Below are 25,584 nucleotides of genomic sequence, written 5' to 3'. Positions count from 1 at the left end.
AAAAAATTTTTAATGAAGAAGCTATTATTTTTATTTTTCGGACTTGGGATTATTATATCTTGTACGTCAAACGACTCAGATACAGACACTACCAGCAATCCTAATGCTTTTGATAGAGCGGCACTTTTGACAAATTGGGCAGATAATATTATCGTGCCACGTTACGAAATTTATAAACAGAAAACAGTTCTGTTAGAAAGTGCCACAACTTTATTTTTTAATACTCCAAATACTGTAAATCTTGATTTGTTGAGAAATGCTTGGTTCGAGGCGTATAAATCATATCAATCAGTAGCGCTGTTTAATTTTGGTAAAGCAGAGGAAATTCGTTTAAATGAAATCAGCAATACCTATCCTACTGATGTTGCTGGAATCGAAAATAACATAGCATCTGGTAGCTATAATTTAAATTTGAATGCCCAATATGCAAAGCAAGGATACCCAGCAATCGATTATTTATTGAATGGATTAGGAACTGATGATGCTAGTGTTCTTAAGTTCTATACATCTGATGCTAACGCAGCAAAGTATAAAGACTATTTATCAGCAGTCGTAAAAAAAATTAATGATAATAGCACAGTCGTCCTTAATGACTGGAAGACAAGTTTTCGAGATACTTACGTTAAAAACAATGGTACCTCCGTTACAAGTGCAGTAAACAGTACAACAAATGCATTTGTGAAACATTTTGAAAAAGATATCAGAACCGCTAAAGTTGGAATTGCTGCAGGTAAATTTTCAAATGAAATTAAGTTTCCTGAAAAAGTAGAAGGGTTTTATAAAAATGATATTTCAAAAACCTTATTAAAAATTGCTATTCAGTCTTCTAAAGATTTTTTTAATGGAAAAAGTACTACTTCTGAAATAAATGGAGCAGGTCTTAAATCATTCCTTGACTATGTAAAAGCGGAGCGTGATGGTGTACTTTTAAGTAGCACTATTAATAAGCAGTATGATGCGGTATTAAATTCAACTTCAGTATTGAATGAAAGTTTTTCCAATCAAGTAAATGCTGATAATTCAAAAATGTTACTTACTTATGATGCTATGCAGAAATTAGTTATATATACTAAGCTAGATATGATGCAAGCATTAAATATTTCTATTGACTATGTTGATGGAGATGGAGATTAATTATGAACAAAGCAATCAAAGATTATCTAAGTAAACAGTCATCAGCCGGAACGTTAGCTTTTTTTAGGCTGGCTTTTGGTTTAATGATGTGTTTGAGTTTACTTCGATTTGTTAGTTACGGATGGGTTGACAAATTTTACATTGAACCCTTATTTCATTTTACTTATTATGGATTTGAATGGGTTCGTCCTATTGGAATTTACACCTACTTAATATTTTTCATTGCATTTATCGCAGCACTAGGAATCGCACTAGGATATAAATATCGATTCTCAGCCTTAATTTTTTTTCTGAGTTTTACGTATATTGAATTGATGGATAAAACCACTTACCTTAATCATTATTATTTTATTTCGGTAATTAGTTTTGTTCTTATTTTTTTACCGGCTAGCGCATTTTTTTCAATAGATGCTTATCGAAATGCCCAGAAAAGATTTGAGTATATTCCACGCTGGACGACAGATGTTTTAAAATTATTATTAAGTATTGTCTATTTCTATGCAGGGTTAGCTAAGATTAATTCCGATTGGCTTTTTAAGGCAATGCCCTTAAAAATTTGGTTGCCTACCAATTCAAATTTGCCCTTTCTAGGAGATTTATTAAACGAGAGTTGGGTTCATTATGCGTTTAGTTGGAGTGGAATGATTTATGACTTAAGCATTCCTTTTTTATTACTGTACAAACGAACGCGCTGGTTTGCATTTGTATTAGTTGTTATTTTCCATTTAATAACAAAAATATTATTTCCAATTGGGGTATTCCCATACATAATGATTGTAAGTAGTTTAGTGTTTTTTGAATCTTCATTCCATTTAAAAATATTGAGAAGAATTACCAAAGCATTGAACTTTAACATAGCAATGTTTCAAAATTCAAAAGTGTTAGTCGAAAATTTAAATTCATTTAGTCTAATAAAGCGTGTGATTTTGGGACTGTTTTTAGTTTTTCAATTAGTGTTCCCTTTTCGATACTTAGCCTATCCAGGTGAATTATTTTGGACTGAGGAAGGTTTTCGTTTCTCTTGGCGGGTAATGTTAATGGAGAAAGCTGGATATACAGAATTCAAAGTTGTTGATGCTCGTACAAAGCAAGAGATTTTGGTAATCAATCATCAATTTCTATCTGCTTTTCAGGAAAAACAAATGGCTTTTCAACCTGATTTTATTTTAGAATACGCACATTTTTTACATAATTATTACAAAAAAGCAGGAGTCAATAATCCTGAAGTGTATGTCGCTAGTTACGTTGCACTAAACGGTAGACTGAGTAAAACATATATAAATCCCTCCATAAATTTAGCTAAAGAATATGAATCTTTCCAACACAAATCATGGATTCTTCCATTTAATGACACTATCAAAGGTTTTTAAATTTTTTACAATTTTTTTATTTTCCACCTCGGTATTTTCACAAAATAAAATTTCTGGTTTTGTGCACGACGCGATGGGTAAAAAAATAGTAGCGGTAGAAGTCATTAATAGCAGTACCAATCAAAAAGGTACTACCGATGCTAATGGCTATTTTGAAATGATCGTTACAAATGAAGGATCTTACAATTTTCTATTTTATAAAGATAATTATGCTATTACAGATGAAATGATTGTCGCACCTACCAATAATTTAGTAATTACTTTGCGTGCAATGAATTCACTTTCAGAGGTGATAGTAAGTAAGGAACGCGCTAAGGTATTTACATTAAATAAACTAAAGGATATTGAGGAAACAGCTATCTATGCTGGTAAAAAAACGGAGGTTATAGCAGTTTCTAACCTTTTGGCTAATAAAGCAACAAATAATGCAAGGCAAATTTATGCACAAGTAGTAGGGCTTACAATCAATGAAAGCTCGGACGGAGGTTTGCAATTAAGCATAGGAGGAAGAGGTTTAAATCCTAATAGAACCTCTAATTTTAATACGCGTCAAAATGATTATGATATTAGTGCAGATGTATTAGGATACCCGGAAAGTTACTACGCTACTCCAACTGAAGCTTTGGAAGAAATACAAGTTATTCGTGGTGCAGCTTCCCTTCAATATGGAACACAGTTTGGTGGATTAGTAAATTTTAAAATAAGAAAACCAGTTGATAAACCTATTGAGTTTTTGACGAGAAATACAATTGGGTCTCATGGGTTGTACACTAATTTTAGCAGTTTAAGTGGAACTTCAAAAAAATTCAGTTACTATACTTTTATAAACTATAAAAAAGGAGATGGTTTTAGACCAAACTCTGATTTTGAAAGTAAAAATTATTTTATAAACTTAAATTATCAATTCACTAAAAATACTTCTTTACACTTTGACTACACTTATTTTAATTACTTAGCACATCAAGCAGGAGGTTTAACAGATGAAATGTTTAATTCTAATTCAAATCAAAGCAATCGTGAACGAAATTGGTTTGGTGTAAATTGGAATTTATATGCGCTGCGATTCAAACATCATTTTGAACATAACGCTGATTTTTCTTTACAATTTTTTGGTTTAGATGCAAGCCGAAAAACAGTTGGTTTCCGTCCTAATAGAGTTTCTATTCCGGATGAGGTCGACACCGTACGAGATTTGATTACTGGAGATTTTGTTAACTGGGGAGCAGAAGCGAGATACCTTAAGAGGTATAGCATTAATGATAATTTAAGTGCTTTTTTGATAGGAGGTAAATATTACCAATCTAATAATACTGGCATTCAAGGACCAGGAAGTTCAAGAAGCAATGCTGATTTTAATTTATCTACAAATGAATTTCCTTTTTTCGAAAACCAATCTGATTATCATTATCCAAATCTAAATTTTTCCCTATTCGGTGAGAATATTTTTAAGATTAGTTCTAAATTTTCTATCACTCCTGGATTTCGAATTGAAAAAATTAGAACAGAGGCAAATGGTTCCTACAGAAAGATTAATCGAGATTTAGCAGGAAACATAATATTAGATGAAACTATTTTTGAAGAGAATGTCAAGGATAGAAATTTTGTTTTATTTGGTGTCGGACTAAGTTTTAAACCCAAAAATAGCTTAGAAGTATATGGAAATATTTCTCAGAATTACCGATCTGTAACATTCAATGACATCCGAACTGTAAATTCTAATCAAGCAATCGCACCTGGCATTTCTGACGAAAAAGGATATACTTCAGATATTGGTATTCGTGGAAATTTTAGAAATAAATTAAGTTTCGATTCGAGTGTTTACGCATTGTATTACAATGACAAAATAGGAGAATATAATACTGAAATAGGTGGGCTTTTCTATCGTTATCGTGACAATATTGGAACGGCATTGACTTATGGCTTTGAGACTTTACTAAATTGGAATATCGCTGAAACATTCTTTGTGAAGTCAGATGATTTTTTGTGGAATGTTTTTACAAATGCAGCTTTTACAGGTTCAGATTATTTAAGATCAGAGCAAAAAGGAATTGAAGGAAAGGAAGTAGAATTTGTACCAATGTTAAATTTAAAGATAGGATCTGGTGTAGGATATAAAAACTTTATGGCGAGTATTCAATTTTCGTACGTTTCCTCTCAATTTACTGATGCTACTAATTCAAAGGTTGGTGCTAATGCAATAAGCAATGGTACTTCAGGGCAAATCCCATGTTACTATGTGGGCGATATATCTCTTTCTTATAAATGTAAGCAATTTAAGCTAGAAACGGGATTAACAAATTTTACCAATAATACCTATTTTACAAGAAGAGCTACTGGTTATCCAGGTCCAGGAATTATCCCCTCTGATCCTATCACTTTTTATACCACAATCGAATTCAAGTTTTAATTTTAATGAAAATCTTGAATTAAGTATTAAAAAAAACGTACCATCTAGATTGAATATCACTTTTTGTTACTTGTAAATAAATAGTAATTGTAATAGCAAAACTAAAAAAATAAGTAGCTTAAAGCTAAATGCGATTCACATGAAAAACTTAAAACTATCCTAAAATGCAATGGAAGATGAAAAATTAAAATAACTGAATCTTACTAAAATTCATTATGAAATTTTTTTTTAAAAATTGATCGATGCTTGGACTATTGTTGTGTTACTAATTCCCCTTGAACAATGGAGACGTAGGCTTTTTATGTATGCCCGAACGGGTGGAAAGGACATACGCCGTTACAGCTACTTCAACAACCTGACTACCCGTGACCTTCGTTTGCAACAAGCATCGATTCAATTTTTTATGTAAAGCTTAAAGCTAGACTTAAACTAAAATTCAATTTTTTCTTCATTTTTGTTTCTACAACGTAAAAATTAATTATTAAAGATTAGCTTGAATTCTGTTTTGTAAATTTATATCATCCACACACTTATCATCTTACAGAATCTTAAAAGAAATTTATATTATTTTAATTCTAATAAAAAATTAATACAAAATTCTACATACAATTTAATTAAATTGTATGTAGTATTTTGTTGCTGCTGCGCCTTACTATTTAAAGGAATATTAAAACTACATTCAATACAAGTCTTGTAAAACAAAAACCAACATAAAGATTTTGGAACAATTTAAACGAAACATATAAGACCTTTCCAAAACTTTAAAATAATTTTACAATTATTAATTGTTGATAATGGAATAATGGAAAATAAAGATGATAAGTATTTTATAAATGAATTTCTTTCCAATGAAAGAACTTTTCTATCGTGGATTCGTACTGCTGTAGGGATACTCGTTTTCGGTTTTGTTACTGTTAAGTTTTCACTGTTCTTAAAACATATTCCAACTAAGAATATTCAAGAAATACCAATACATATTAGCGACTATACCGTTAATATGGGTTTTGGCTTCTTAATTGCCGGAGCACTTATAATTTTACTAGCTTATCTCCGATACATTCAAACAATCAAATTACTTAAAAAAGGGGAGTATAAATATTCCTCTTTACTTGTTACAATATTTTCAGTCATTCTTTTTATTATGGTTATTTCTCTTATCTCTTATTTGATTGCAAGCAATTATTAGAATGATGCAAATCCTACCTTTTATGTGCTAAATCAATTCGCAGTAATCTTATAATTAATAAAGTATAAAATCTAATTATGTAAATGATAACGTGATTCTTTCACTAATTTTAATTTATTATTAATTCAAACATTCAACAAAATGGATAATTTAAGTAAAACAACAAGTGACATCAAAGAGGTAGCAAAAGAAAGTGTAGAAAACATGATAACTAATGAAAATGTGACTGACCACACAAATGAAAGAGATACCTACAATTCTCCTGACCATGATGACAATAGATTAAGTGATCAAGAAAATAAAGAACTTAATGAAGAGGAAGATAATGACGATTTCCTGAATAATGGGGAAAATGATGACGACATAGATGACATGCATGACATGGATGACATTGATGACATTGATGACATTGATGAAATTGACGAAATTGACGAAAGTGATATAGATGAACAATCGGACAATGATACAAATGATGACGAAACTCCGCAGAACAACGAGCACTTTTTAAATAGCGCTGATCCTAATGATCCAATAGGAGACGGTTCAAATAGAAATGAAAATTATTAGTTTAAAAAGAAGAACATAATAATAGAAGGATTTGAAAAAATTCTGTAATAGAAAAATATGTGATTCTTAATAATTTTGAAATTATAAATCTATGCTCCTGCTCAAGTTTATCAATGGTGAAACAGTTATAAGGATTTTTAAACATTAAAATTTTGAAAATTATAAGTGGCTCCACAGTGGTTGTTTGTTTAGAAATGTAAAAAAAGTATAATTGACATTATTGTTTTATTTATCAATCTAAAATTATTTTTCATCGTCGTGGAGCCACTTATAACAATTAAATAAAATTTTATAGGAGCTAACATAAAAATATCGAAAAATGGAAAATAAAAATTCATCCCAACAGTATGCACTAAGCAATATACTTCCTAAAAAAAATGTTCCTACAATTGAAAGGATATTAATGATTGCCGGTGGTGCTTATGTTCTTTATAAAGCGTTTTCCCAGAAGGAAAGTAGCACAGCAAAAAACACCTTTGGTGGAGCGATGCTATTACGTGGACTTTCAGGATATTGTCCAGCATATCATGCTGCAGAAACCTTTAGTGATGCTGATCCACATTACGTAAATATTACAGTAAGGACAACGGTAAATAAACCTATTTTACAAGTGTATTCTTTCTGGAGAAATTTAGAAAATTTACCTAAATTTATGAATCATTTAGAAAATGTACAAAATCTAGATCATGAAATTTCTGAGTGGACAGCTACGGGCCCACTGGGAGTTGGTAAAATAAGATGGAAAGCAAAAATAACCAAAGAAGAAACTGGTAAATTTTTGAGCTGGAAATCAGTCAATAATTCATCAATAGAGAACGTAGGAAAAGTTTCTTTTAAACCAGTTGGTCAGGCTACTACTATTGACGTCACCATTTTGTATCGAACACCATATGGCGTTTTAGGGGATAAAGCAACACAATTATTTAATTCTTATTTTAAAAATATGGTTAAAAATGACATTGAAAGTTTCAGGTATTATATCGAATCAAATGGGTTAAATACCGACTAGAGAGAATAAATAATTTTACTAGGTAAAAGCAGATGTGATTCAATTTATAAAAGATAATACACAATTGGAGATATGGTCTACTAAATACTTATACGACCTAGTTTCGCACTTGAAGATAGAATAAATTAAAATATTCGTGCAGTGGTTTGTATGTTTTTTTGTTTTCAAAATGAAATCTTATAATAGTTATTTACTAATAAAATAGCTATTCAAGAAAGAATATAATTTATAATATATCATTTCCAAATTCACTTTAAACTGCACTGTTAGTGAATATTTGTTCATTTTTTTAATAAAATTTATTACCTTTATTCATTATAAAAAAATCCAAAACTTTGGAAGTAACCCTATGGGTGTCCCTGTTCTTAAATAGTATATCGTAAACCCCTATAATCACTAGGAAATATTTAAAGGCAACGGAACCTCTTTCTCCGCTGGTTAATTCAAAAAGCCAACTAAAACCCTTTAAATCGTATGATTTAGAGGGTTTTTTCTTTTATACCCCTTCCAAATTATTCATAGTTTATCATATTAAAAGGGGTACTATTAGGGGCACTTGCAAAATTCAAAAACATTGTGCCCCTACCTATGGTAAACCTTGTAATAGCAAGGAGTTCATTAAATGGACATCTTGTTTTGTGTTGATAGTAATTTTAAATTTCTATTAACTTAAAGGTCACCAGCTATGAATGAAAACATCTCAATCCTCTTTTACTTAAAAAGAGCCAAAGTCAACGCACAAGGGTTAGTTCCTATTTTTCAAAGAATAACTATCAATGGCAAACGCATTGATAATAGTACAGGAAAGTTTATAGACCCCGCCAAATGGCATAGCGAAGTGTCTAAAATGAGGGGTACCTCAGAAGAAGCTCGTTCAATAAATGGACATCTTGAACATTTGAAATCCAAAATATACGATGCTGAGAAAAAATTAATCAAAACCGATATTCCTATAAATTCCGAAACATTAAAAAACAAATTACTGGGTATCGAAGAACGACAACGCACCCTTATACCTATCTTCCAAGACCACAACAATAAAATAAAAGAATTGGTGGGTAAAGAATATGCACCAGGAACTTTGGAACGTTACAAGACCTCTCTAAAACACACGATAGATTTTCTCGAATGGAAATACAAAATATCAGATATCGAAATTGATAAAATAAATCATGCCTTTGTTACCGACTATGAATTCTATTTGCGCAGCGTTCGGAATTGCGCTAACAACACTGCAGTGAAATACATCAAGAATTTCAACAAAATAATAAAGATCTGCTTGGCCAACAATTGGATTGACAGAAACCCATTCAGTAACTACAAAGCCAAAGTCAGAGAAGTGGAACGGGTATATTTATCGGAGGAAGAGATTCAGAATATCATCAACAAAGATTTCAGAACAGAAAGACTATCACTAGTCCGCGATATTTTCCTTTTTAGCTGCTTTACCGGTTTGGCATACATTGATGTCAAAAACTTAACAAAATCCCATATAAGCATCGGTATTGACGGAGAGAAATGGATTTTTACCCACCGTCAGAAAACAGAAGCAGCTTCGAAGATTCCAATCCTTCCAATTACCCAAATGATTATTGATAAATACGAGGGCCATCCGGAATGCAATAATCAAAACAAACTACTTCCTATTCTTTCAAACCAGAAAATGAATGCCTATTTAAAAGAAATTGCTGGCGTTTGTGAAATTGAAAAAGATCTTACTTTCCACATTGCCCGACATACTTTTGCAACCACAGTAACACTAACTAACGGGGTTCCTATAGAAAGCGTAAGCAAAATGCTTGGGCACAAAAACTTAAGAACCACTCAACATTATGCAAAAGTTCTAGATAAGAAAGTAAGTGAAGATATGATGATTTTGAGAGATAAATTTAAAGATGGTTTAATGGCTAAATCGATGATTTAGTGTCATTTTAAGAAGCAGCAAAGGTCTGTTATAATATTACATTTCATTATGATAATCTGCCATAAATCAATTTGAAATTGTGTTGTTGAATAAAAAAAATATTTGCAACAGTGACTTCCACGTTCCTCTCACAAATCGACAATAAATCTCCCAAAATGACAACTCCTCTCCCTAATTGACAACAAATATTCCCGAATTGACAACAAATAGTCCCAAAATGACAACAAATGATCCCGAATTGACAACTCCTCTCCCAAATTGACAACAAATGCTCCCGAATTGACAAGTCCTCTTGCGATATGACAACAAATATTCCCGAATTGACAACTCTTTCTCCTGAATTGACAACAAATGATCCCGAATTGACAACTCCTCTCCCGAATCAACAACAAATGATCCCGAAATGACAAGTATATCTCTAATTAGTAACAAGATAAAATATACCAGTATATTCAAATTCAATCCATCGCATTCAAATTCAAACAATCCTAAAATTATACTCCTAAAACTAATTTAAGACCATAATCGAACTTAATTTGCCCTATTCAATTCCCGAATTGAACACTATACTTTTAGCTTCAAATAATTTATTTTGATAGGTTTGCACAGGTTTTCCCATTTCTTCCTCCAGCAAATCACTTCAAATTATATTATATGTCAGAACAATTTAATCAGGACCGGATTAAACGTATTTACAAAATGCTGTTCGAAATGGCAACTGGAAATATGACCTTCCGCATCCAGGATAATAGTAATGATGAATTAAAAAATACTGCTGAAGCATTAAATAAAATTGCTGAAGAACTCCAAAAAATAAATAAGGAATCAGGATACATAACCGCTTGCTACCAATACCACAATCTAATTCAGTTAACATTTGTATTAGATAATAATTTTGTTTTATTGAGTTTTAATAATGAAGTGGCGCTCACTCTTAAATACAATCCAGATACAATTATCAATACCGACTTTGGTAAATTAATCTCCCAGCAATCGAAAGATATTTGGAACGGTATTCTTGATGAATTAAATAAAAACTCCAATTACATCACTACTTTGCAATTAATTTTCATTACTGGTGATAATCACCTACTGCCGTCATTTTGCACAATATCAAGATTATTATATAGCGATGAAATAATTGTAAGTTCAGTATCAACTCTACTTGAAGACATGCGTAACATTAACGACCGTCTCTCTGGTTCAAAAATCCGTAGACAGAATGAAGTTACTGCGGTACAAAAATTACATGATTATATTTTAAGTCATCTGGATGAACCATTACCCACTTTACATTACTTGGCTCAAATGTTTGCTATTGAAGAACACATATTAAAAAATGGTTTTAGAACCGTTTTTAAAACCAGTGTCTATAACTTTTATCAAGAAGAACGCTTAAAAAGAGCGAATCTAATGATCCGTCAAACATCCGTTTCTTTAAAAGAAATTGCATATCTGAATGGCTTTAAGGGCTATCTTAACTTCTATAAAGCCTTCAAAAAAAGATTTGGCTACAAACCAAGTGATCTATCAAGACCCGAAGAAGATCTTCTACCCTAATACTTTTCCACTTTTTTATTTTTTGAATAACGAAATGCCTGATTTGCATAATCTTACAATTTTATATTATAGAATTTTACAAGACCAAAAAAGCAAATTATGAAAATTTCTGAAAAAATTAAAAGTGCAATAGTGAATTTAATAAGTTGGCTCTTTATTTTGCTATTCACTTATGCAGCGATCACAAAAGTTCTTGATTTCCAGAATTTCAAACAACAGCTGGGACAATCACCGCTCTTGAGTTCTTTTGCTGAACAAATAGCATGGGCGGTTCCATCAATTGAACTTTTAATTGTCGTCTTTTTGGTCTTACCAAAGTTTAGGTATGCAGCCTTAGTATCCTCTTTTGCATTAATGCTGATGTTTACCGCTTACATCTACATTATTTTAAATCACAGTGTATTTGTTCCTTGTTCCTGTGGCGGTATTTTAGAAAAGATGAACTGGCAAGAGCATTTGATTTTCAACATAGGATTTGTTTTCTTGGCACTGATTGGAATTTGGCTGCAACCAACACCCTATATTACCATAAAAAAGAAATTAATTCTGGTGTCCAGTTCCGCAGTAACCAGTATTAGTATCGTAGTTGTTTTATTTTTAATCTCAGAGAATATCCACAGTTATCACAACAAATTTGTTCGGCGTTTATCCAGTGCTCCTGTAACAAAAATAAAGGATTATAACCTCAAATTAAGGTCATACTATTTTGCAGGTGCCGATGATGGTCAAGTTTATTTGGGAAATACAACCTCGCAATTATTAATGACCGTTGTAGATACAGCGTTAAATAAAACAACGATACAGAATATTACTCTTGACAAAATCGACTTGCCATTTCGTTCACTGACAATTAAAGTAAAGGCACCCTATTTTTACATTTATGATGGAATGGTTCCTTGCATATTCAGGGGCAAAACTTCGGACTGGAAGGCGAAGCTATACAAAAGTGGCTCTGAGTACTTTAGCTTTGCAGAACCAATTGACTCAACGTCTATGGCAGTTCGCGTACAAAAACGTGGTAGTGGTGAAAGTGTATTAGGTAAAGTTGATCTACTCTCCAATGAAAAGACAGTATTAAATCATAATTTATTGCAAAAACAGATTGATGGCCTTTTCGATACCGATGGTTCATTAATGTATAGTAATGGCATAAACAGAATAATCTACTTGTACGCCTATCGCAACCAGTTCATCGTCGCCAGTCCACAATTAAATATTGATTTCAGAGGCAATACAATTGATACTATAGCCCATTCCAATATTGAATTAGTAGATTTAGAAAAACGTGGTGAGCGAAAATTTGCAAAAAAGCCGTTACTAGTAAATAAAGATGCAGCTGTTTATGGTAATGTACTCTTTATAAATAGTAATATCCCCGGTCGATATGAAAGCTTAGAAATGTGGAAACTAGCCAGTATTGTAGATAGCTATAATATCTCTTCAAATAGCTATCTCGAAAGCTTCTATGTCTACGATGTCGACAAACAAAAGTTACGTGATATAATAGTGCATGGTGATAAGCTTTACGCCCTAGTGGGAAATCACCTTATAAGCTACAAACTACAGCCCATAATAACAGCTAATTATAAAAAACAGAGTCGGTCGTAAACCCGACTAAGCAATCTATTGGCCAAATAGCAGGACAAGATCGAAAACCTGTAAAAAAGAGTAGATCAAAACTTTTAATTTTTACGATTATGAAAACTAAAATTTTAAAATTCGGTATGCCGGTAGCATTTGTTGCTCTCGGATTAGTTGGTGCTTTATCCTCAAATGCGATGGAAAAAAAGGCAACCGTAATAGCTAGTGAAACGGGTTATAAAAAGGTAATTGGTGCTGCCCAACCTTGTCAACCTGTAGAATCGTGTGATAACGTTCAAGGTCAGCTATGTAAGTCAAGCATTGATAACTCGCAGTTGTATCGTCGCATAAGCGACAACCAATGTCCAACGATGTTGTTTAGAAGTAATCCTTAAATATTAAAGAAAAGCCGCCACAAAAAAAATGTGACGGCTTTTCAATTTAAGGCTTTAAATATTTCGCAAACCAGGCCTCAATTCGTTTTGTGAGATCAGCCTGTTTCTCCCTTTCAGATATCGTATGAGATTCCTTGGGATAAATAAGTAGAATATGTTCTTTCTTCAACCTTCTCAAAGCAAAATAAAACTCGATGCTTTGAAAATAATGCACCTGTTTGTCTTCATCTCCTGTCCATGCCAATAAAGGTGTTGTTACATTTTGAGCCAGTAGCACAGGTGAATTGTTGAGGTAACTTGACATCCCTTCAAATAAAGACAATCCTATACGTTCCTGATCAATTTCATATCGAAAAAATTCTGAAGTCGCATAATTACTGTTACAATAAAGATAACTTGATACCAAATCTGTAATAGCAGCACCGGATACAGCGGCTGCAAATCGGTCCGTTTTTGCTATAATGTAGTCTGTTTCAAATCCGCCAAAGGAGTGCCCTGTTAATCCAATTCTATTGGGGTCAACATTATATTTTAAAAGAACCGCATCAACTGCAGCCAATACACATTTTTTTGCTGATTCACCCGGCTGACCCAATTGGTAAACGAGATCTGGTAAAAGAACAAAATAACCTTTTGACGAAAAAACCGAAAAGTTAATCCCATTCTCGTTCAATAGCGTCGGGTTAACGTACCGATGTAAACTACCTCCTTGTCTTTCATAAATGTTAACAATCATAGGATACTTGATCGCAGGATCAAAATCCGCAGGATAAATTAAAACACCGGTCAAAGGTTTTCCATCTACTACATACGAAACCTTCTCAGCCTTAGCCCATAAATAGTTCTTGTGTTGCGGATTGCTGCGATACAATTCTTTTTGTTTCCCAAGAGCATCGACTAACAGCAACTCTGGGGGCGCATCAAAATGCTGCGAGATATAAATAAAAGCGTTACTATTTTTCGCCTTTACCACACGGTCAGTTCTTTTGTATTCCCAAACGATTGGGCTCGCACCGGTTTTTGAATCATACGAGTAAAATCCGCTGAAGCCGGTTACTGTATTATGAGCAGATAAAATCCACTGCGTCGAATAATTGATGATAGCATTGGTCCGATCCATATAATCGGACTTAGAGGGTAGCCTGCGTTGGGCAGTTGCAAAACGAAAAGTAGTTTTATTTTCACGCCCCTTGGTTAACCGTTTCTTTGTCTTTCCGTCAGCACTAATCATCCAAATATCAAACTGGTCATAAATGAAAAGAGAGTTATCGTCTATGCTCCACCCCGCAATACCATATAAAGGAACTTGCCCCGCACGATCATAATCGATATCACGAACCGGAACGCCCAAATCTCGAGTAATGTTTCGGTGTTCATCCTTCTTGAAATCATACAACCACCAGTCACCATTTACTGAATAAGATAAGTAATTGCCCTTGGGAGAAAATGCCGGCTCCATTCCCGTCCCTGGATATCCTTTGAGCAATAATCGCTTTGTACCCGTCTCAATTGCAGTTACATAAATATCTCTCAATCCTATACCATCAAAATGTGGCTCAGATTCGAATTCATTCCAAGTTAATGCATAATCTCCGCCGCTACCCATTAATATAGACGGCTCTTCTCTATTGCTAATCTGCAAAAACCGCCCAGTATCTACAAACCATACCGCGATCTTATCCTGTAAGCTTAGGTCTCCATACATTTTTAAATGGGGATAGATTTGCTTGTCATTTGCATTCCACACTTGAACAACTTCGGTTGTGTCTTTATTTGATATAGGTTCTTTCAACATAAAAAAGATACGTCTTTCATCATTTGAAATCTTAATCGAACCAAAACTAGCGCCTATGCTCATATCATTAGGGAAATTGGAACAGGTTTCTGGCTCAAATGACAAAAGATTCCCAGTATCTAGCCGATAGGCATACAGCTTGCCTCTCAAGCCAGTATTTTGAATAAAGGCAATAGTTTGGTTAAGCCAACTCAGGTTTTTAATCGCGCCATATGTTAAAACCGGTATCTCTTTTTTTGTGAAATTATCAAAGATTTCAAGTACTTCTATTTTCTCTTTTCCAATAACGTAGGCAATCGCATCCTTGCTTGTATTCCATATCCATTCACTGATATTTTCTACATTAGCCACGGTTTGGCCACGCATGTTTTTTACAGTTAAGCGTTGGTTGCCATTTTGATCATCAGTAATTAGTAGTAAGTGCTTACCATTACCCGAAAATGAATAGCTGTTAATTTTCGGGAAGTAATTCACTTTTCCTGATGTCAAGTCTTGCAAAACCAATGTATCATTCTGCTTGCAAGCAAACCAATTTTCACCGTTAAACACACCATTTGTACCACGAGGAAACAGGTATTTTTTCCTATTTTTCATTGATATAGCAAATAATGTATCAGCTGTATCGTATTGCAGGCTGTAACTTGCCCAACCTCCCCTATCAGAAATACTGTGCGATAGCATATCACTCCATAAATGATAATCTTCTTCCGGTACCGTTTTCTTTTGTAAAACCTGCCCTATTACCGAGCAGCCCACTAGCAAAAAACAATATGTAGTTAAGCGGTAGAAAAAAAAATAACGAAGTTTTTTCTTTGTCTGAGCTATTCTAGTAACCATCATTTTGCGGTGCAAGATTTGGGTTTAACAACAATTCTTTTTGAGGTAGCGGAAGAAATCTATCTGTCGTATTCCAACCAGATTTTACAGCAAACAATGCAGTATCCAATAACCCATTTCTTTTTAGGTCAAAGAAGCGATGTCCAAATTCACAAAAAAGTTCAGTTTGGCGTTCCTTTAGCACGGCAGTGATAATTTCTGCACTAGATGATGCTGGTGTATCCCCTAAACCTGCTGTATTCCTTATCTTATTCAAATCTTCTTTAGCGCCAATCAAATCACCTTGCTGCGCTCTGGCTTCGGCACGAATCAGATACTGCTCAGCAAGTCGGAGCACAATCGAATATTCTACAGAGCTCCCCGTGTTGGAATACTCTTTATATTTATAAGCGTGAGACCAACTATTAACACCCGTTGTAATCATTTTTGTCCAGTGCACTTTTCTTTGATCATTAGCCTCAAACGCATTAAGAATGGTCGGTGAGAGTGATGATGAAGGTGGCGGTCCGTTAAAAAACACAAATGTTTTAGCTTCCTTTGTATTGTCTCCCATGATAGCAGGCATCAATTGCCAAATCGTAGTGGTGCTTTCTTTGAGGAAAACTTTATCAAGATCATTCTCCCAGACATAAACGTCTGTTTGGTTCAGAACAGCAGAAGCAGCATTAGAAGCCTCATCCCATAAATGGAGATAAAGATTAACTCTCGCCAGCATCGCATACGCCGCATAGCGGTTTGGCCTCACACGTTCTGGACTACTATACGATTCGGGCAAAAGCGCAATAGCCTGTTCAAGATCAGATTTAACTAAGAGTAGTGCATCATTTTCAGCAGTACGATGCGCAATACGATTGGCTGCATAATTGGTAGTGCTGATATACGGCACACCACCAAAGGAATTTACCAAATAGAAATGAATCAGTGCTCGTACAAAAAGAGCTTCTCCTTTCAATTGGTTACGGTCAGGTTCTGGCAGAGAAACAGAATGATCTACACCCTCAATCACGGCATTGGCAGCATAAATTTGGCTATAACTACTGTTCCATAATTGAGCTATTTCCGTTCCCGATGCTTGCAAAGCACTATTACCGAAATTAAATGATAAGCTACCTGGATTATAATAAGAGTTAAGTTCATCACTGTAGAGCCCCAACTGGTTCGACAATCCTGTAAATAGGCCTGTAAATAGTCCATTGTCGCGCATTTTTGTGTAAATATCAGTCATCGCAGCATTAGCGGTAAGATGGTCTTCAAAAACAGCATCAGCAGTAAGCTGTGAATCTGGAAGGTCAACTTCTGTGAAGCTATCGCAGCTTGTAAACAGTATAGCAATACCTAGAATCAAAATAGGTAACATAGCTTTCTTTGATAGTATATTTTTCATGGCTTCAGTTAAAAAGTGATTTGTAATGTAGAAGTATAAACGCGTAAAGGTGGCATGAAACCTGCAGTCTTAAATTCAGGATCCCCTCCCTTATAAGAAGTGAGGACAAGTACATTTTGACCCTGCACGCTCAGCTTGCAACTAAAGAATTTTGTCCATTGTTTCGGCAAATCATAGGTCAGTGAAATATTCTTCAGCCTGATGTAAGAAGCATCCGCTATAACCGCATCACTTTGGGAATAAAGAGTGTTTGCACGCTGGGCAGTAGGATTGATTCCTGTACTATAAAGCTGATTAGGACCACTATCCCCCGGATTTTGCCAGTGAGACACGAACGATGCCGGCTGGTTAGACATTGTTCCCGGCAAAACGGTTCCAAATGCTTCAGTATAGTTTTCCTGCTTAACAAACTGAAACAAAAAGTCCAGTTGCACAGCTCCGTACTTCAACTGGTTTTGCAATCCCCCATAAAACTTCGGATTCAGTTCTTTTACAAAACCCCTGTCGTCATTAGCCGATAGTAGACCATCACCGTTTAAGTCCTCAAACTGATAAGTACCAGTCTGCGGGTCAAGACCAATATAATGGAATACCTTAACAATATTCAAAGGTTGACCAATGACAAATTGAGATTGGTAAGACGAACCTTTCAGATCTGGAAAAGAGAGCAGTTTATTCCTAGCACTAGTAAAATTGAAATTCGTTGTCCAACTCAATTTATCGCCTTGTAGGTTCAGCGTACGTAAGGTCAATTCATAACCACTGTTTTGTACTTCTGCGTCAAGATTTGCCTGTATCAAGTTAAATCCGGTAGTTCCTGGTAAAGGCACACCTAGTAATTGACTGCTTGAACGATTTCGGTACCAAGCCGCAGTCAAAAAAATACGATCTTTCAAAAATCCTGTTTCTAGTGCTACTTCAAGTTTCCGGTTGGTTTCCCATCCAAAATCCTTATTGAATAATCTAGTCGGTTGTAAGCCGCTTATGCCTTCATAATTGCTGCCAGATGTACTATAGGTATCAAGATACTGGTAGTCTCCTATCTGATCATTTCCGGTGGTACCGTAACTGGCTCGTAGTTTACCGAAACTAAGGAATTCTGCATGTTTTTTTACAATCGGTTCGTCACCGAAAAGCCATGATGCCCCTACAGCCCCAAAGCTTGCAAACCGGTTAGCAATCCCAAACCGGCTTGATCCATCCCTCCGTCCCGTCATATTGATAATATAGCGGCCTTTCCAGTTGAAGTTTGCCCTGCCGAAAAAAGCCTGGTATTTGTATACCGTTGCATCACTGTTCATAATGGAGAAGAAGGATGCCGATGCCGGATTTTCAATTAGACCGTTGCTCGAAAATCCATAGCCCATATGCACAACTTGGTTAGCCATCTGCTGTTGAAAAGTGCTACCGGCAAGCAGATCAATCTTGACTTGACCTGCCATCAAATGGTAGTTAGCCTGCGGCTCAACAATCCACGAATTACGACTGGTATTATTCTCAAAAACCAACGATGAGGAACTGTCTAAACCGTATGCGGGGTTATACATTGTTGAAGGCAACAGATTTAATTCTTTGTAACGCAAATCGCTATAACCAAAACTCGATTTGAGTTCGAATCCCTTAAACAGACTGTAGGAGAGCAGTGAGTTAGCAATAAGGTCATTAGCTCTCCCTTTAAAGTCCGTCGCAAGTAATTGTAGTGGATTTTCAAAAGTACCATTTTCCCAATTTAAATTCCCTACGGCATCATAAAGCGAAGGTGCGTTAGGTGCTAAGCTTAGAGCTGTCCCCGTAAAGTCAGCTGTCGGCATAATATTGTTTTGTACCACATACCCCGTAGTAAAATTAATCCTGAACCGTTGGTCTTCTGACTCATGATTAAGATTCAGGTGAACATTGCCTTTTTCGTATTTATAGTCACCCGGAAACACAGTAGTCTCTTTATTATAAGTACCACTTAATACAAATTGCGTTTGCTTTGAACCGCCTGACAATGAGGTTTGCATAGTACTAATACTGGAGTTCCCTCCCAATAATTCTTTTTGCCAGTTCGTATATCGCTTTTGATCCCATGTTCCGTTAATGTCATAGGCATTAGCCGGATAATCCGTAACACCATCATTGGCATACGCTTCACGTCGCATTGAGAGGTACTCCGCGGTATTCATTAGTTTCATAAATCGGGTGACATGGCCTGAACCACTAGCGACACTACCCGTGAATTTAGTTTTGCCTGCTTTTCCTCTTTTGGTGCTAATGAGCACAACACCATTAGCACCGCGTGAACCATAAATAGCGGTTGCATCGGCATCTTTTAATACTTCTATGCTTTCTATATCCCCCGGATTAATGCTATTTAACGGACTCGTCCTTCGCGGCAAATGTCCAGACGTAAAAAGGCTTCCAATGGGTTCAGAAGCATAAGGCACACCATCCACGATATACATGGGGCTGTTACCATCAAACCTCAGGCTATTTTGTCCGCGTATCTGTATATCAAATCCCCCACCTGGCATTCCCGTAGTCTGCGTAATATTCACCCCCGCCATCCTCCCCTGCATTGCTGCAAGCACATTAGTGACTGGTTGCGTTTCAATATCCTTTGAAGTTATTCTGGAAATACTGCCCGTGCGTTCGCTTTCTTTTACGCTGTAATAACCAGCGTTGACTTTTACTTCTTGCAAGTTGGTGGCATCTTCTTGCAGGACCACGTTAATTACGGTTTTACTATTTACGGGCATTTCTATAGTCTTGTAACCCATAAAGGAAAAAATCAATACATCTGTATTGGCTGCAGCGATGGTGTATTTTCCATCAAAATCAGTAAGGACTGCTGTACTCTTTCCCTTAATAGAAACGGTCACTCCCGACATTTGCCCTTGATTATCAGTAACAGTTCCCGTAATTTGTTGTTGTTGATTTGTCATCCCGACGAAGGAGGACACAAGCGTTAGCGAATTGGCGGAGCAATCTCCACTCTCTTCCTTCTTACTTACCTCAGCAAAAGAAACAGTGAAATAAAGGCAGCAGCAAATAGTAAAATACCATGCCCGCCTACCCTTGTTTAATGAAATATTTTTCATAATATTGGTTTAGTTAATGTAAATGAATGTTTTGGTTAGCTATGGGTCCTCTATACAGTTGTCCAGACGGTGAGAGGGCCTTTTTTTTATGTGTGTGCCACGAAGGGCTAAGGTTTAAAGTTTTTATTTGATCATAGGCGTTTTTTAGAGTTAGGAGTTGGTGTTAGATAAGCTGTAGCTATTTTTAAATCTTTAAAAACAGTTGCAACCAAATAACCACAGGCATATTATTGCTAGTAAAGCTGCTATTAATGCAATTTGTATTTGTTTGTAGTATTTCATCTTTGCAATTTTTGTATGTTATGGGTTGTCTCATCGCTGCAATCTGCACTCTGACCAATGTTGGCTATTCTATTGACATTGCTATTGCTATTGACATTGCTATTCTTATTGTGTTTTTATTGCATAGGCAACTAGGTTATAAAGTTTTTTTAAAAGGAAAGTACACTGCCGTTGGCAGTTGCAGCCTGACGCAGGCAGTGCATTTCCAAACTAACTAATTCAACAAATTAATTTGCTTGCGAGACTTTAAATAAGAAGGAAGATTGGCTAAGAAAATCAGCTGAGGTTTAGCCATAAAAAATGGCATGGAACTCAGCTTACTGCGCCGAAGGTACTGGTATACCATGCAACAATAAGTGAGCCCACGCCATGGGACGTGAGCATCTTACTTATCATCTCGTTGCTTAAAGTACCAGTTTTTCGACGCGAGATTCAAAGCGAATGCTTCAAATATTTTATATGAAGAAACGCAAAAATACATCTTATGATGTATTCGTAATACAAATATATAAAATTTATTTTAAAAGTAACCTATAGGTGTCCTTTATTTTCTTTTTTAAAAATGAATTTTACTTTTATGGATAACGATGATTTCACATTAGAAAAAAAAGCTCTAGGAAACAGAGTACAAGAGCTTAGATTAAAAATTATTGATCCTTCCAGTAATAACCCTATTTCTCAAGAGGAATTAGGTTTAAGGGCTGGTACTGCAAAAAAAACAATAGGAGAAATAGAAAGAGGAGTAACTAATTCAAAATTTGAAACATTACTGATGATTTCTAAAGCGCTAAATATCACTATTAACGAACTATTTCATTTTGATATGGAAAAATATAAAGCTAAAAGGGAATAATCTTTTACTTGACCATGTTAAAAATACAGAAAAAGATGCTTAGGCATCTTTTTTACTTTTAGAAATGCACCCAAATTGCATATTGAATTTTCCAAAATGCATATCATATAAAAATTTAAACACCTATTTTGATCTTAACTAAAAAGTCAAAATATGGAATGGTATGAAATTACAGGGCTAATTGTGATTTATGTAATTGGCGTTTTTATAGCTATAAAGGTCAGTGAGTTTAGAAAAAATTATCATCATAATGATAGTTGGAGGAGTAGGAAGAAATAGAAAGATGCTGTGAGATGTCTTTTTTAGTTTTAGGACTAGTTGATAATTTATAAAAAAATACTATATATTTGAGAATCGATAAAGCGAAACGAACCTTCGCTAATCCACCTATATTAGGGTGCATATACGAAGGTTTGTTTCGCCTATAAACTAGTTATGCGATATTTTGCCAAAAAAACAGATATGAAAACAAAAAATATGACAAAAAAAATTTGGGTTACATTAATTATTGGAATTACATTTTTAAATTCTTATTCGCAAAAACTTAACATAATAAAACTAGACAGTTTATTCGAAGCTCTAGAAGAAAAGAATCTGTTTATGGGAAGTATTGCTGTTTCCAAAAATGGAAACTTAATTTACTCCAAATCAATTGGTAAAGCCAATATTGAAACTAATACAAATTTGTCGTTTAAAACAAAATTTCGCATTGGCTCAACAACAAAAATATTCACTTCTGCATTAGTGTTAAAAGCAATTGAAAATAAAAAAATATCACTAAATCAAACTATTGAAAAGTTTTTTCCAACTATTGAAAATTCAAATAAAATAACAATAGAAAATTTATTAAATCACCGCAGCGGAATAGCCGAATTTTTAGCAGCAGATGAATTTTCAAATGGCTACACTGAAGCGAAATCAGAAGAAGAAATGATGGCAATTATCAGTAAGTTAGAAAATAATTTTAGTCCCAACAGTAAAGCAGCTTACAGCAATTCAAATTATTATTTATTAAGTATAATTCTTGAAAAAATATATACAAAATCATATCAAGAGTTATTGGATGAACAAATCATAAAACCATTAAAATTAAAAAATACTTATTTTGGAGGTAAAATAAATGTTAATAATAACGAATGCTATTCTTATTATTTCTCAGATAAATGGGAAAAAGAATCAGAGGGAGATACTTCAGTTCCATTAGGCGCAGGGGGGATTGTTTCAAATCCATGTGACTTGATCGTTTTTATTGAAAAGCTATTTAACGGAAAAATTATCAGTCTAGAAAGTCTAAAAACTATGACGCAAATTCACGATAAATTCGGAATGGGTATTTTTGAACTTCCTTTTTACGAAAAGAAAGGATTTGTACATCGAGGACAAATCGATAGTTTCTCTTCGGTTCTTTCTTACTTTCCAGATGAAAATCTTGCTATTGCCATAACATCAAATGGTGCAATGTATGACAAGAAAAAAATCTTGATTGCTACTTTAAACAACTATTTTAATATACCTTATAAAATCATATTTGAACCTTTTAAACCAAATGTAGAGGATTTAGAAAAATATGTTGGAGAGTATTCGAGTTCAAAATATCAAAAGACAATAAAAATAGAAAAAGACAATACAAAGTTATTTGCTCAAATAAATAATCAAACTCAATTTTTAATTGAACCAATTGAGAAAGATAAATTCGAAAATATTTGGGAAGGAAATAAAATTGAATTTAAACCAAACAATAAAGAAATGTTTTTTGAGGAAAATGGGGTAAGATATACATTCTCTAAAAATTAAAAACATCGCATAACAGCCATTTTGAGCTAGCTGGAGTTTAGTGGAATTAGCGTTTTTTATCATATCTTCGTTTCGGCAGAAAATACTCTGCTTTAAAGTCCCCAACCTCGCCAAGCGCCAAGACGTTGTGCGTCATTATAAAAAATGCCTCGTCCTAAAATAGGTTGACTAAAAATTAAACACTTTTAGTATCCTATGGAAACAAGCAAAAAACAACCCTGTCGAAAAAAAGAGTATCAAAAAATAAGCTTTGATTTCAAACTTTCCATCATTGCTGAAATCAATAACGGACAAATTTCCCAAACGCTAGTGCGAGCGTCCCGCTCGTACCCGCAAGCAGAAGCAAACTATTTTTATCTATTTTCACTTAAAAAACAATGAGTAGAAAATATAAGTTTGGAGAAAAATCAGGAGCTTATTTTATAAGTTTTGCTACGGTAAACTGGATCGATGTATTTACGAGAGACGCTTATTTTTGGTGTATTATAGAGTCGTTAGATTTTTGCAGAAAGAATAAAGGAATGGAGCTTTATGGTTTTTGCATTATGCCAAGTCATGTGCACTTAATTTTTCGTTCTTCTTTGAATGACCCTTCGGGTTTGATAAGGGATTTTAAAGGGTTTACTTCAAAAAAGATGTTGAAAATAATTCAGGATAATCCTCAAGAAAGTAGAAAAGAATGGATGCTTTGGATGTTTGAGAGAGCCGGTAAGAAGAATAGTAATATTACCAATAAGCAGTTTTGGCAACAAAATAATAAACCAATCGAGATTTGGTCATTAAAAGTTTTTGAGCAAAAATTAGACTACATTCACAATAATCCTGTGGAATCGGGATTTGTAACTGACCCTATAGATTGGAAATATAGTAGCGCAAGAAATTATGGCAATAATGACCAAACAATTTTAGAAATTGATATGAATTAGATTGTGGGCACGAGCGGGACGCTCGCGCTAGCGGGGGAAACTGAAATTACGAGCAAGACTAATTAAATAAAATTATTTTAGAATGAAAAAGACTGTGTTTTTAAAACTAGTTCAAGATAGACTGCCTGATGATATTATTATTCAAGATGTAACACAACATGAATTTACAGAAGATGAGTGCATTGGAATGCTATCATGGATTCAATATTTTAATGAGCATTACAAAGAGTTTAAAAAAGAAAAACTACCAACTATTCAAAACCCATATATTTCGACTAAGTTAAAATTAGATTTTGGTCTCTACAGAATCCCATGTGATATTGAAATAAATAAAGGTAAATATATTATATACATTACAGAAATTAAGAAAAATTCAAACAATAAAATAACACCAAAAATTGATTTAAAGAGGTTGAAAATTAAGTAATTTTTTCTGTCCTTTTTTATTTATTTATTGATTCTGACCTTGCAGTCATTATTAATTTAAAAATAAAAAATCAATGACAAGTTCAGAAGTACAGAAAAAAATTGAATCAATTTCTTATTACCATAATAGGCATATTCACAGTGGTGCATTAAATATTTGTAATGCTATTTTAAGATCTAAGAATTTCTCTTTAGAAATTAAGCAGGAAGTTCAAATAATAAAATTAAAACTTGAAGGGCTAAGTGAACCTTGGGGGTATTGGGAGAGTAGAGCATCAGCGGATTACAATATGCTTAAAGATGTTCAAGAATGTTTAGATTCTATTTATGAATTAATGGAATAATAAAAAGCCAGAAAGCTATTTTAGATTGAACACTTCTCCTATCAGGAGTTTTATAAAAAAGCCTTCTTACGAAGGCTTTACAAATTTTTCTAGTAAACTATTTACCATTTGATTGAGACAAAACAGAACCTGCTAATGTTTTAGTTGTCTCATTGTACTTATCACTTTGTAATGCTTTAGAAGCAATTCGTTCCATCTGATCACTAGTTTGATTTTGAGTATTAGCTTGTGATAAAACTGAACCCGCCAATGATTTAGAAATTTGTGATGAACTTGGGTCTCTTAAAACCTCTGATGCAATTTTTGTCACAGACTGTGACGACTTTTTTGAATTCATAATACATTTATTTAAGATGAACCTCAAAGTTATTTATAATTAATTTAAATAATAAAATCAATAGATAAAACTTATCATAAAGTTATCAACATATTAGTCTGCAACAAGATACAGTGTTTACCCCCGGTTTCCGAATCCTTTCGCGTGGCATTCGTAAGTACCAAATTAGGTTCCATCATTAGTTAAAAAATCGATATTAATAGCCCTTGCCAATTTGCAGTAGTACAATTCTAAAAACAATATTGATCTAGTAACTATATTTTTTTTCTTCCCTCGCTCTCTGAATAATTCCATCAAATGTGTACATATTACGCAAATGTTTCATAACGCTTACTAGAAACCAAATCCACGTGATCATTTCAAAAAAATATAAGGAGGTCAACATTACTT

19 protein-coding genes are annotated in these 25,584 nt (G+C 34.0%); 15 read left to right on the top strand and 4 right to left on the bottom strand.

Going from position 1 to position 25,584, the window contains the following annotated elements; genetic code table 11:
- The first annotated feature begins 12 nt into the window (after positions 1-12).
- From J3S90_RS09340 to J3S90_RS09295, 10 genes are all read left to right on the top strand, one after another.
- Complete coding sequence (locus J3S90_RS09340; RefSeq protein ID WP_210645974.1) at positions 13-1,134, top strand: imelysin family protein; 1,122 nt, start codon at positions 13-15, stop codon at positions 1,132-1,134.
- A 2-nt stretch (positions 1,135-1,136) separates the two neighbouring features.
- Entirely contained in the window at positions 1,137-2,504 is a 1,368-nt protein-coding gene (locus J3S90_RS09335; RefSeq protein ID WP_210645973.1) for an HTTM domain-containing protein, read from the top strand.
- Positions 2,505-2,565: 61 nt separating this feature from the next.
- Complete coding sequence (locus J3S90_RS09330) at positions 2,566-4,911, top strand: TonB-dependent receptor family protein (protein WP_317192536.1); 2,346 nt, start codon at positions 2,566-2,568, stop codon at positions 4,909-4,911.
- An 802-nt stretch (positions 4,912-5,713) separates the two neighbouring features.
- Positions 5,714-6,097 carry a YidH family protein gene (locus tag J3S90_RS09325; protein ID WP_210645972.1) on the top strand — a complete coding sequence of 128 codons (384 nt, stop codon included), beginning with the start codon at positions 5,714-5,716 and terminating at the stop codon, positions 6,095-6,097.
- A gap of 141 nt (positions 6,098-6,238) precedes the next feature.
- Entirely contained in the window at positions 6,239-6,664 is a 426-nt protein-coding gene (locus J3S90_RS09320; protein ID WP_210645971.1) for a hypothetical protein, read from the top strand.
- A 319-nt stretch (positions 6,665-6,983) separates the two neighbouring features.
- Positions 6,984-7,673, top strand: coding sequence for an SRPBCC family protein (locus J3S90_RS09315; protein ID WP_210645970.1), 690 nt, complete (start codon positions 6,984-6,986; stop codon positions 7,671-7,673).
- Positions 7,674-8,358: 685 nt separating this feature from the next.
- Positions 8,359-9,597, top strand: a complete 1,239-nt coding sequence (locus J3S90_RS09310) for a site-specific integrase (RefSeq protein WP_210645969.1) — start codon at positions 8,359-8,361, stop codon at positions 9,595-9,597.
- Positions 9,598-10,251: 654 nt separating this feature from the next.
- Positions 10,252-11,157, top strand: coding sequence for a helix-turn-helix domain-containing protein (locus J3S90_RS09305; protein ID WP_210645968.1), 906 nt, complete (start codon positions 10,252-10,254; stop codon positions 11,155-11,157).
- 99 nt (positions 11,158-11,256) lie between these two features.
- Positions 11,257-12,765, top strand: a complete 1,509-nt coding sequence (locus J3S90_RS09300; RefSeq protein ID WP_210645967.1) for a MauE/DoxX family redox-associated membrane protein — start codon at positions 11,257-11,259, stop codon at positions 12,763-12,765.
- A 116-nt stretch (positions 12,766-12,881) separates the two neighbouring features.
- Positions 12,882-13,133: a hypothetical protein gene (locus J3S90_RS09295; RefSeq protein ID WP_210645966.1), complete on the top strand. Its 252-nt coding sequence runs from the start codon at positions 12,882-12,884 to the stop codon at positions 13,131-13,133.
- Positions 13,134-13,179: 46 nt separating this feature from the next.
- Here J3S90_RS09295 and J3S90_RS09290 read toward each other — a convergent pair whose 3' ends face one another.
- From J3S90_RS09290 to J3S90_RS09280, 3 genes are read right to left on the bottom strand one after another with little or no spacing between them, the layout of a single operon-like run.
- Positions 13,180-15,768, bottom strand: coding sequence for a S9 family peptidase (locus tag J3S90_RS09290; protein ID WP_210645965.1), 2,589 nt, complete (start codon positions 15,766-15,768; stop codon positions 13,180-13,182).
- Entirely contained in the window at positions 15,755-17,149 is a 1,395-nt protein-coding gene (locus tag J3S90_RS09285) for a RagB/SusD family nutrient uptake outer membrane protein (RefSeq protein WP_236023921.1), read from the bottom strand. The genes J3S90_RS09290 and J3S90_RS09285 overlap by 14 nt, the downstream gene beginning before the upstream one ends.
- 8 nt (positions 17,150-17,157) lie before the next feature.
- Positions 17,158-20,232, bottom strand: a complete 3,075-nt coding sequence (locus tag J3S90_RS09280) for a SusC/RagA family TonB-linked outer membrane protein (protein ID WP_210645964.1) — start codon at positions 20,230-20,232, stop codon at positions 17,158-17,160.
- Positions 20,233-21,076: 844 nt separating this feature from the next.
- On the opposite strand from J3S90_RS09280, the gene J3S90_RS09275 reads away from it, so the two are divergent.
- From J3S90_RS09275 to J3S90_RS09255, 5 genes are all read left to right on the top strand, one after another.
- On the top strand, positions 21,077-21,367 hold the full coding sequence (locus tag J3S90_RS09275; RefSeq protein WP_236023920.1) for a helix-turn-helix transcriptional regulator: 291 nt from the start codon (positions 21,077-21,079) through the stop codon (positions 21,365-21,367).
- A 462-nt stretch (positions 21,368-21,829) separates the two neighbouring features.
- Positions 21,830-23,161, top strand: coding sequence for a serine hydrolase domain-containing protein (locus J3S90_RS09270; protein ID WP_210645963.1), 1,332 nt, complete (start codon positions 21,830-21,832; stop codon positions 23,159-23,161).
- 377 nt (positions 23,162-23,538) lie between these two features.
- Complete coding sequence (locus tag J3S90_RS09265; protein ID WP_210645962.1) at positions 23,539-24,087, top strand: REP-associated tyrosine transposase; 549 nt, start codon at positions 23,539-23,541, stop codon at positions 24,085-24,087.
- A gap of 82 nt (positions 24,088-24,169) precedes the next feature.
- Positions 24,170-24,514 (top strand): hypothetical protein, encoded by a 345-nt coding sequence (locus J3S90_RS09260; RefSeq protein WP_210645961.1) that lies wholly within the window; start codon positions 24,170-24,172, stop codon positions 24,512-24,514.
- 73 nt (positions 24,515-24,587) lie between these two features.
- Positions 24,588-24,857, top strand: a complete 270-nt coding sequence (locus J3S90_RS09255; RefSeq protein WP_210645959.1) for a hypothetical protein — start codon at positions 24,588-24,590, stop codon at positions 24,855-24,857.
- Between the two features lie 97 nt (positions 24,858-24,954).
- Here J3S90_RS09255 and J3S90_RS09250 read toward each other — a convergent pair whose 3' ends face one another.
- Positions 24,955-25,194 (bottom strand): hypothetical protein, encoded by a 240-nt coding sequence (locus J3S90_RS09250; RefSeq protein ID WP_210645957.1) that lies wholly within the window; start codon positions 25,192-25,194, stop codon positions 24,955-24,957.
- Positions 25,195-25,584: the final 390 nt, after the last annotated feature.

Origin of the sequence: Flavobacterium flabelliforme, from assembly GCF_017948675.1 — a bacterium.
Classification (GTDB): Bacteria; Bacteroidota; Bacteroidia; order Flavobacteriales; family Flavobacteriaceae; genus Flavobacterium; species Flavobacterium pygoscelis.
Note: the sequence above shows the minus strand (reverse complement) of the source record. Positions and strands in the feature narration are given on the sequence as shown.

Excerpts from the sequence above, each read along its gene's own strand:
- J3S90_RS09265 (WP_210645962.1), top strand. The coding sequence starts at position 23,539 with ATGAGTAGAAAATATAAGTTTGGAGAAAAATCAGGAGCTTATTTTATA.
- J3S90_RS09280 (WP_210645964.1), bottom strand. The coding sequence starts at position 20,232 with ATGAAAAATATTTCATTAAACAAGGGTAGGCGGGCATGGTATTTTACT.
- J3S90_RS09335 (WP_210645973.1), top strand. The coding sequence starts at position 1,137 with ATGAACAAAGCAATCAAAGATTATCTAAGTAAACAGTCATCAGCCGGA.
- J3S90_RS09310 (WP_210645969.1), top strand. The coding sequence starts at position 8,359 with ATGAATGAAAACATCTCAATCCTCTTTTACTTAAAAAGAGCCAAAGTC.
- J3S90_RS09295 (WP_210645966.1), top strand. The coding sequence starts at position 12,882 with ATGCCGGTAGCATTTGTTGCTCTCGGATTAGTTGGTGCTTTATCCTCA.
- J3S90_RS09320 (WP_210645971.1), top strand. The coding sequence starts at position 6,239 with ATGGATAATTTAAGTAAAACAACAAGTGACATCAAAGAGGTAGCAAAA.
- J3S90_RS09270 (WP_210645963.1), top strand. The coding sequence starts at position 21,830 with ATGAAAACAAAAAATATGACAAAAAAAATTTGGGTTACATTAATTATT.
- J3S90_RS09290 (WP_210645965.1), bottom strand. The coding sequence starts at position 15,768 with ATGATGGTTACTAGAATAGCTCAGACAAAGAAAAAACTTCGTTATTTT.
- J3S90_RS09315 (WP_210645970.1), top strand. The coding sequence starts at position 6,984 with ATGGAAAATAAAAATTCATCCCAACAGTATGCACTAAGCAATATACTT.
- J3S90_RS09305 (WP_210645968.1), top strand. The coding sequence starts at position 10,252 with ATGTCAGAACAATTTAATCAGGACCGGATTAAACGTATTTACAAAATG.
- J3S90_RS09300 (WP_210645967.1), top strand. The coding sequence starts at position 11,257 with ATGAAAATTTCTGAAAAAATTAAAAGTGCAATAGTGAATTTAATAAGT.
- J3S90_RS09325 (WP_210645972.1), top strand. The coding sequence starts at position 5,714 with ATGGAAAATAAAGATGATAAGTATTTTATAAATGAATTTCTTTCCAAT.
- J3S90_RS09285 (WP_236023921.1), bottom strand. The coding sequence starts at position 17,149 with ATGAAAAATATACTATCAAAGAAAGCTATGTTACCTATTTTGATTCTA.
- J3S90_RS09340 (WP_210645974.1), top strand. The coding sequence starts at position 13 with ATGAAGAAGCTATTATTTTTATTTTTCGGACTTGGGATTATTATATCT.
- J3S90_RS09260 (WP_210645961.1), top strand. The coding sequence starts at position 24,170 with ATGAAAAAGACTGTGTTTTTAAAACTAGTTCAAGATAGACTGCCTGAT.
- J3S90_RS09250 (WP_210645957.1), bottom strand. The coding sequence starts at position 25,194 with ATGAATTCAAAAAAGTCGTCACAGTCTGTGACAAAAATTGCATCAGAG.
- J3S90_RS09255 (WP_210645959.1), top strand. The coding sequence starts at position 24,588 with ATGACAAGTTCAGAAGTACAGAAAAAAATTGAATCAATTTCTTATTAC.
- J3S90_RS09275 (WP_236023920.1), top strand. The coding sequence starts at position 21,077 with ATGAATTTTACTTTTATGGATAACGATGATTTCACATTAGAAAAAAAA.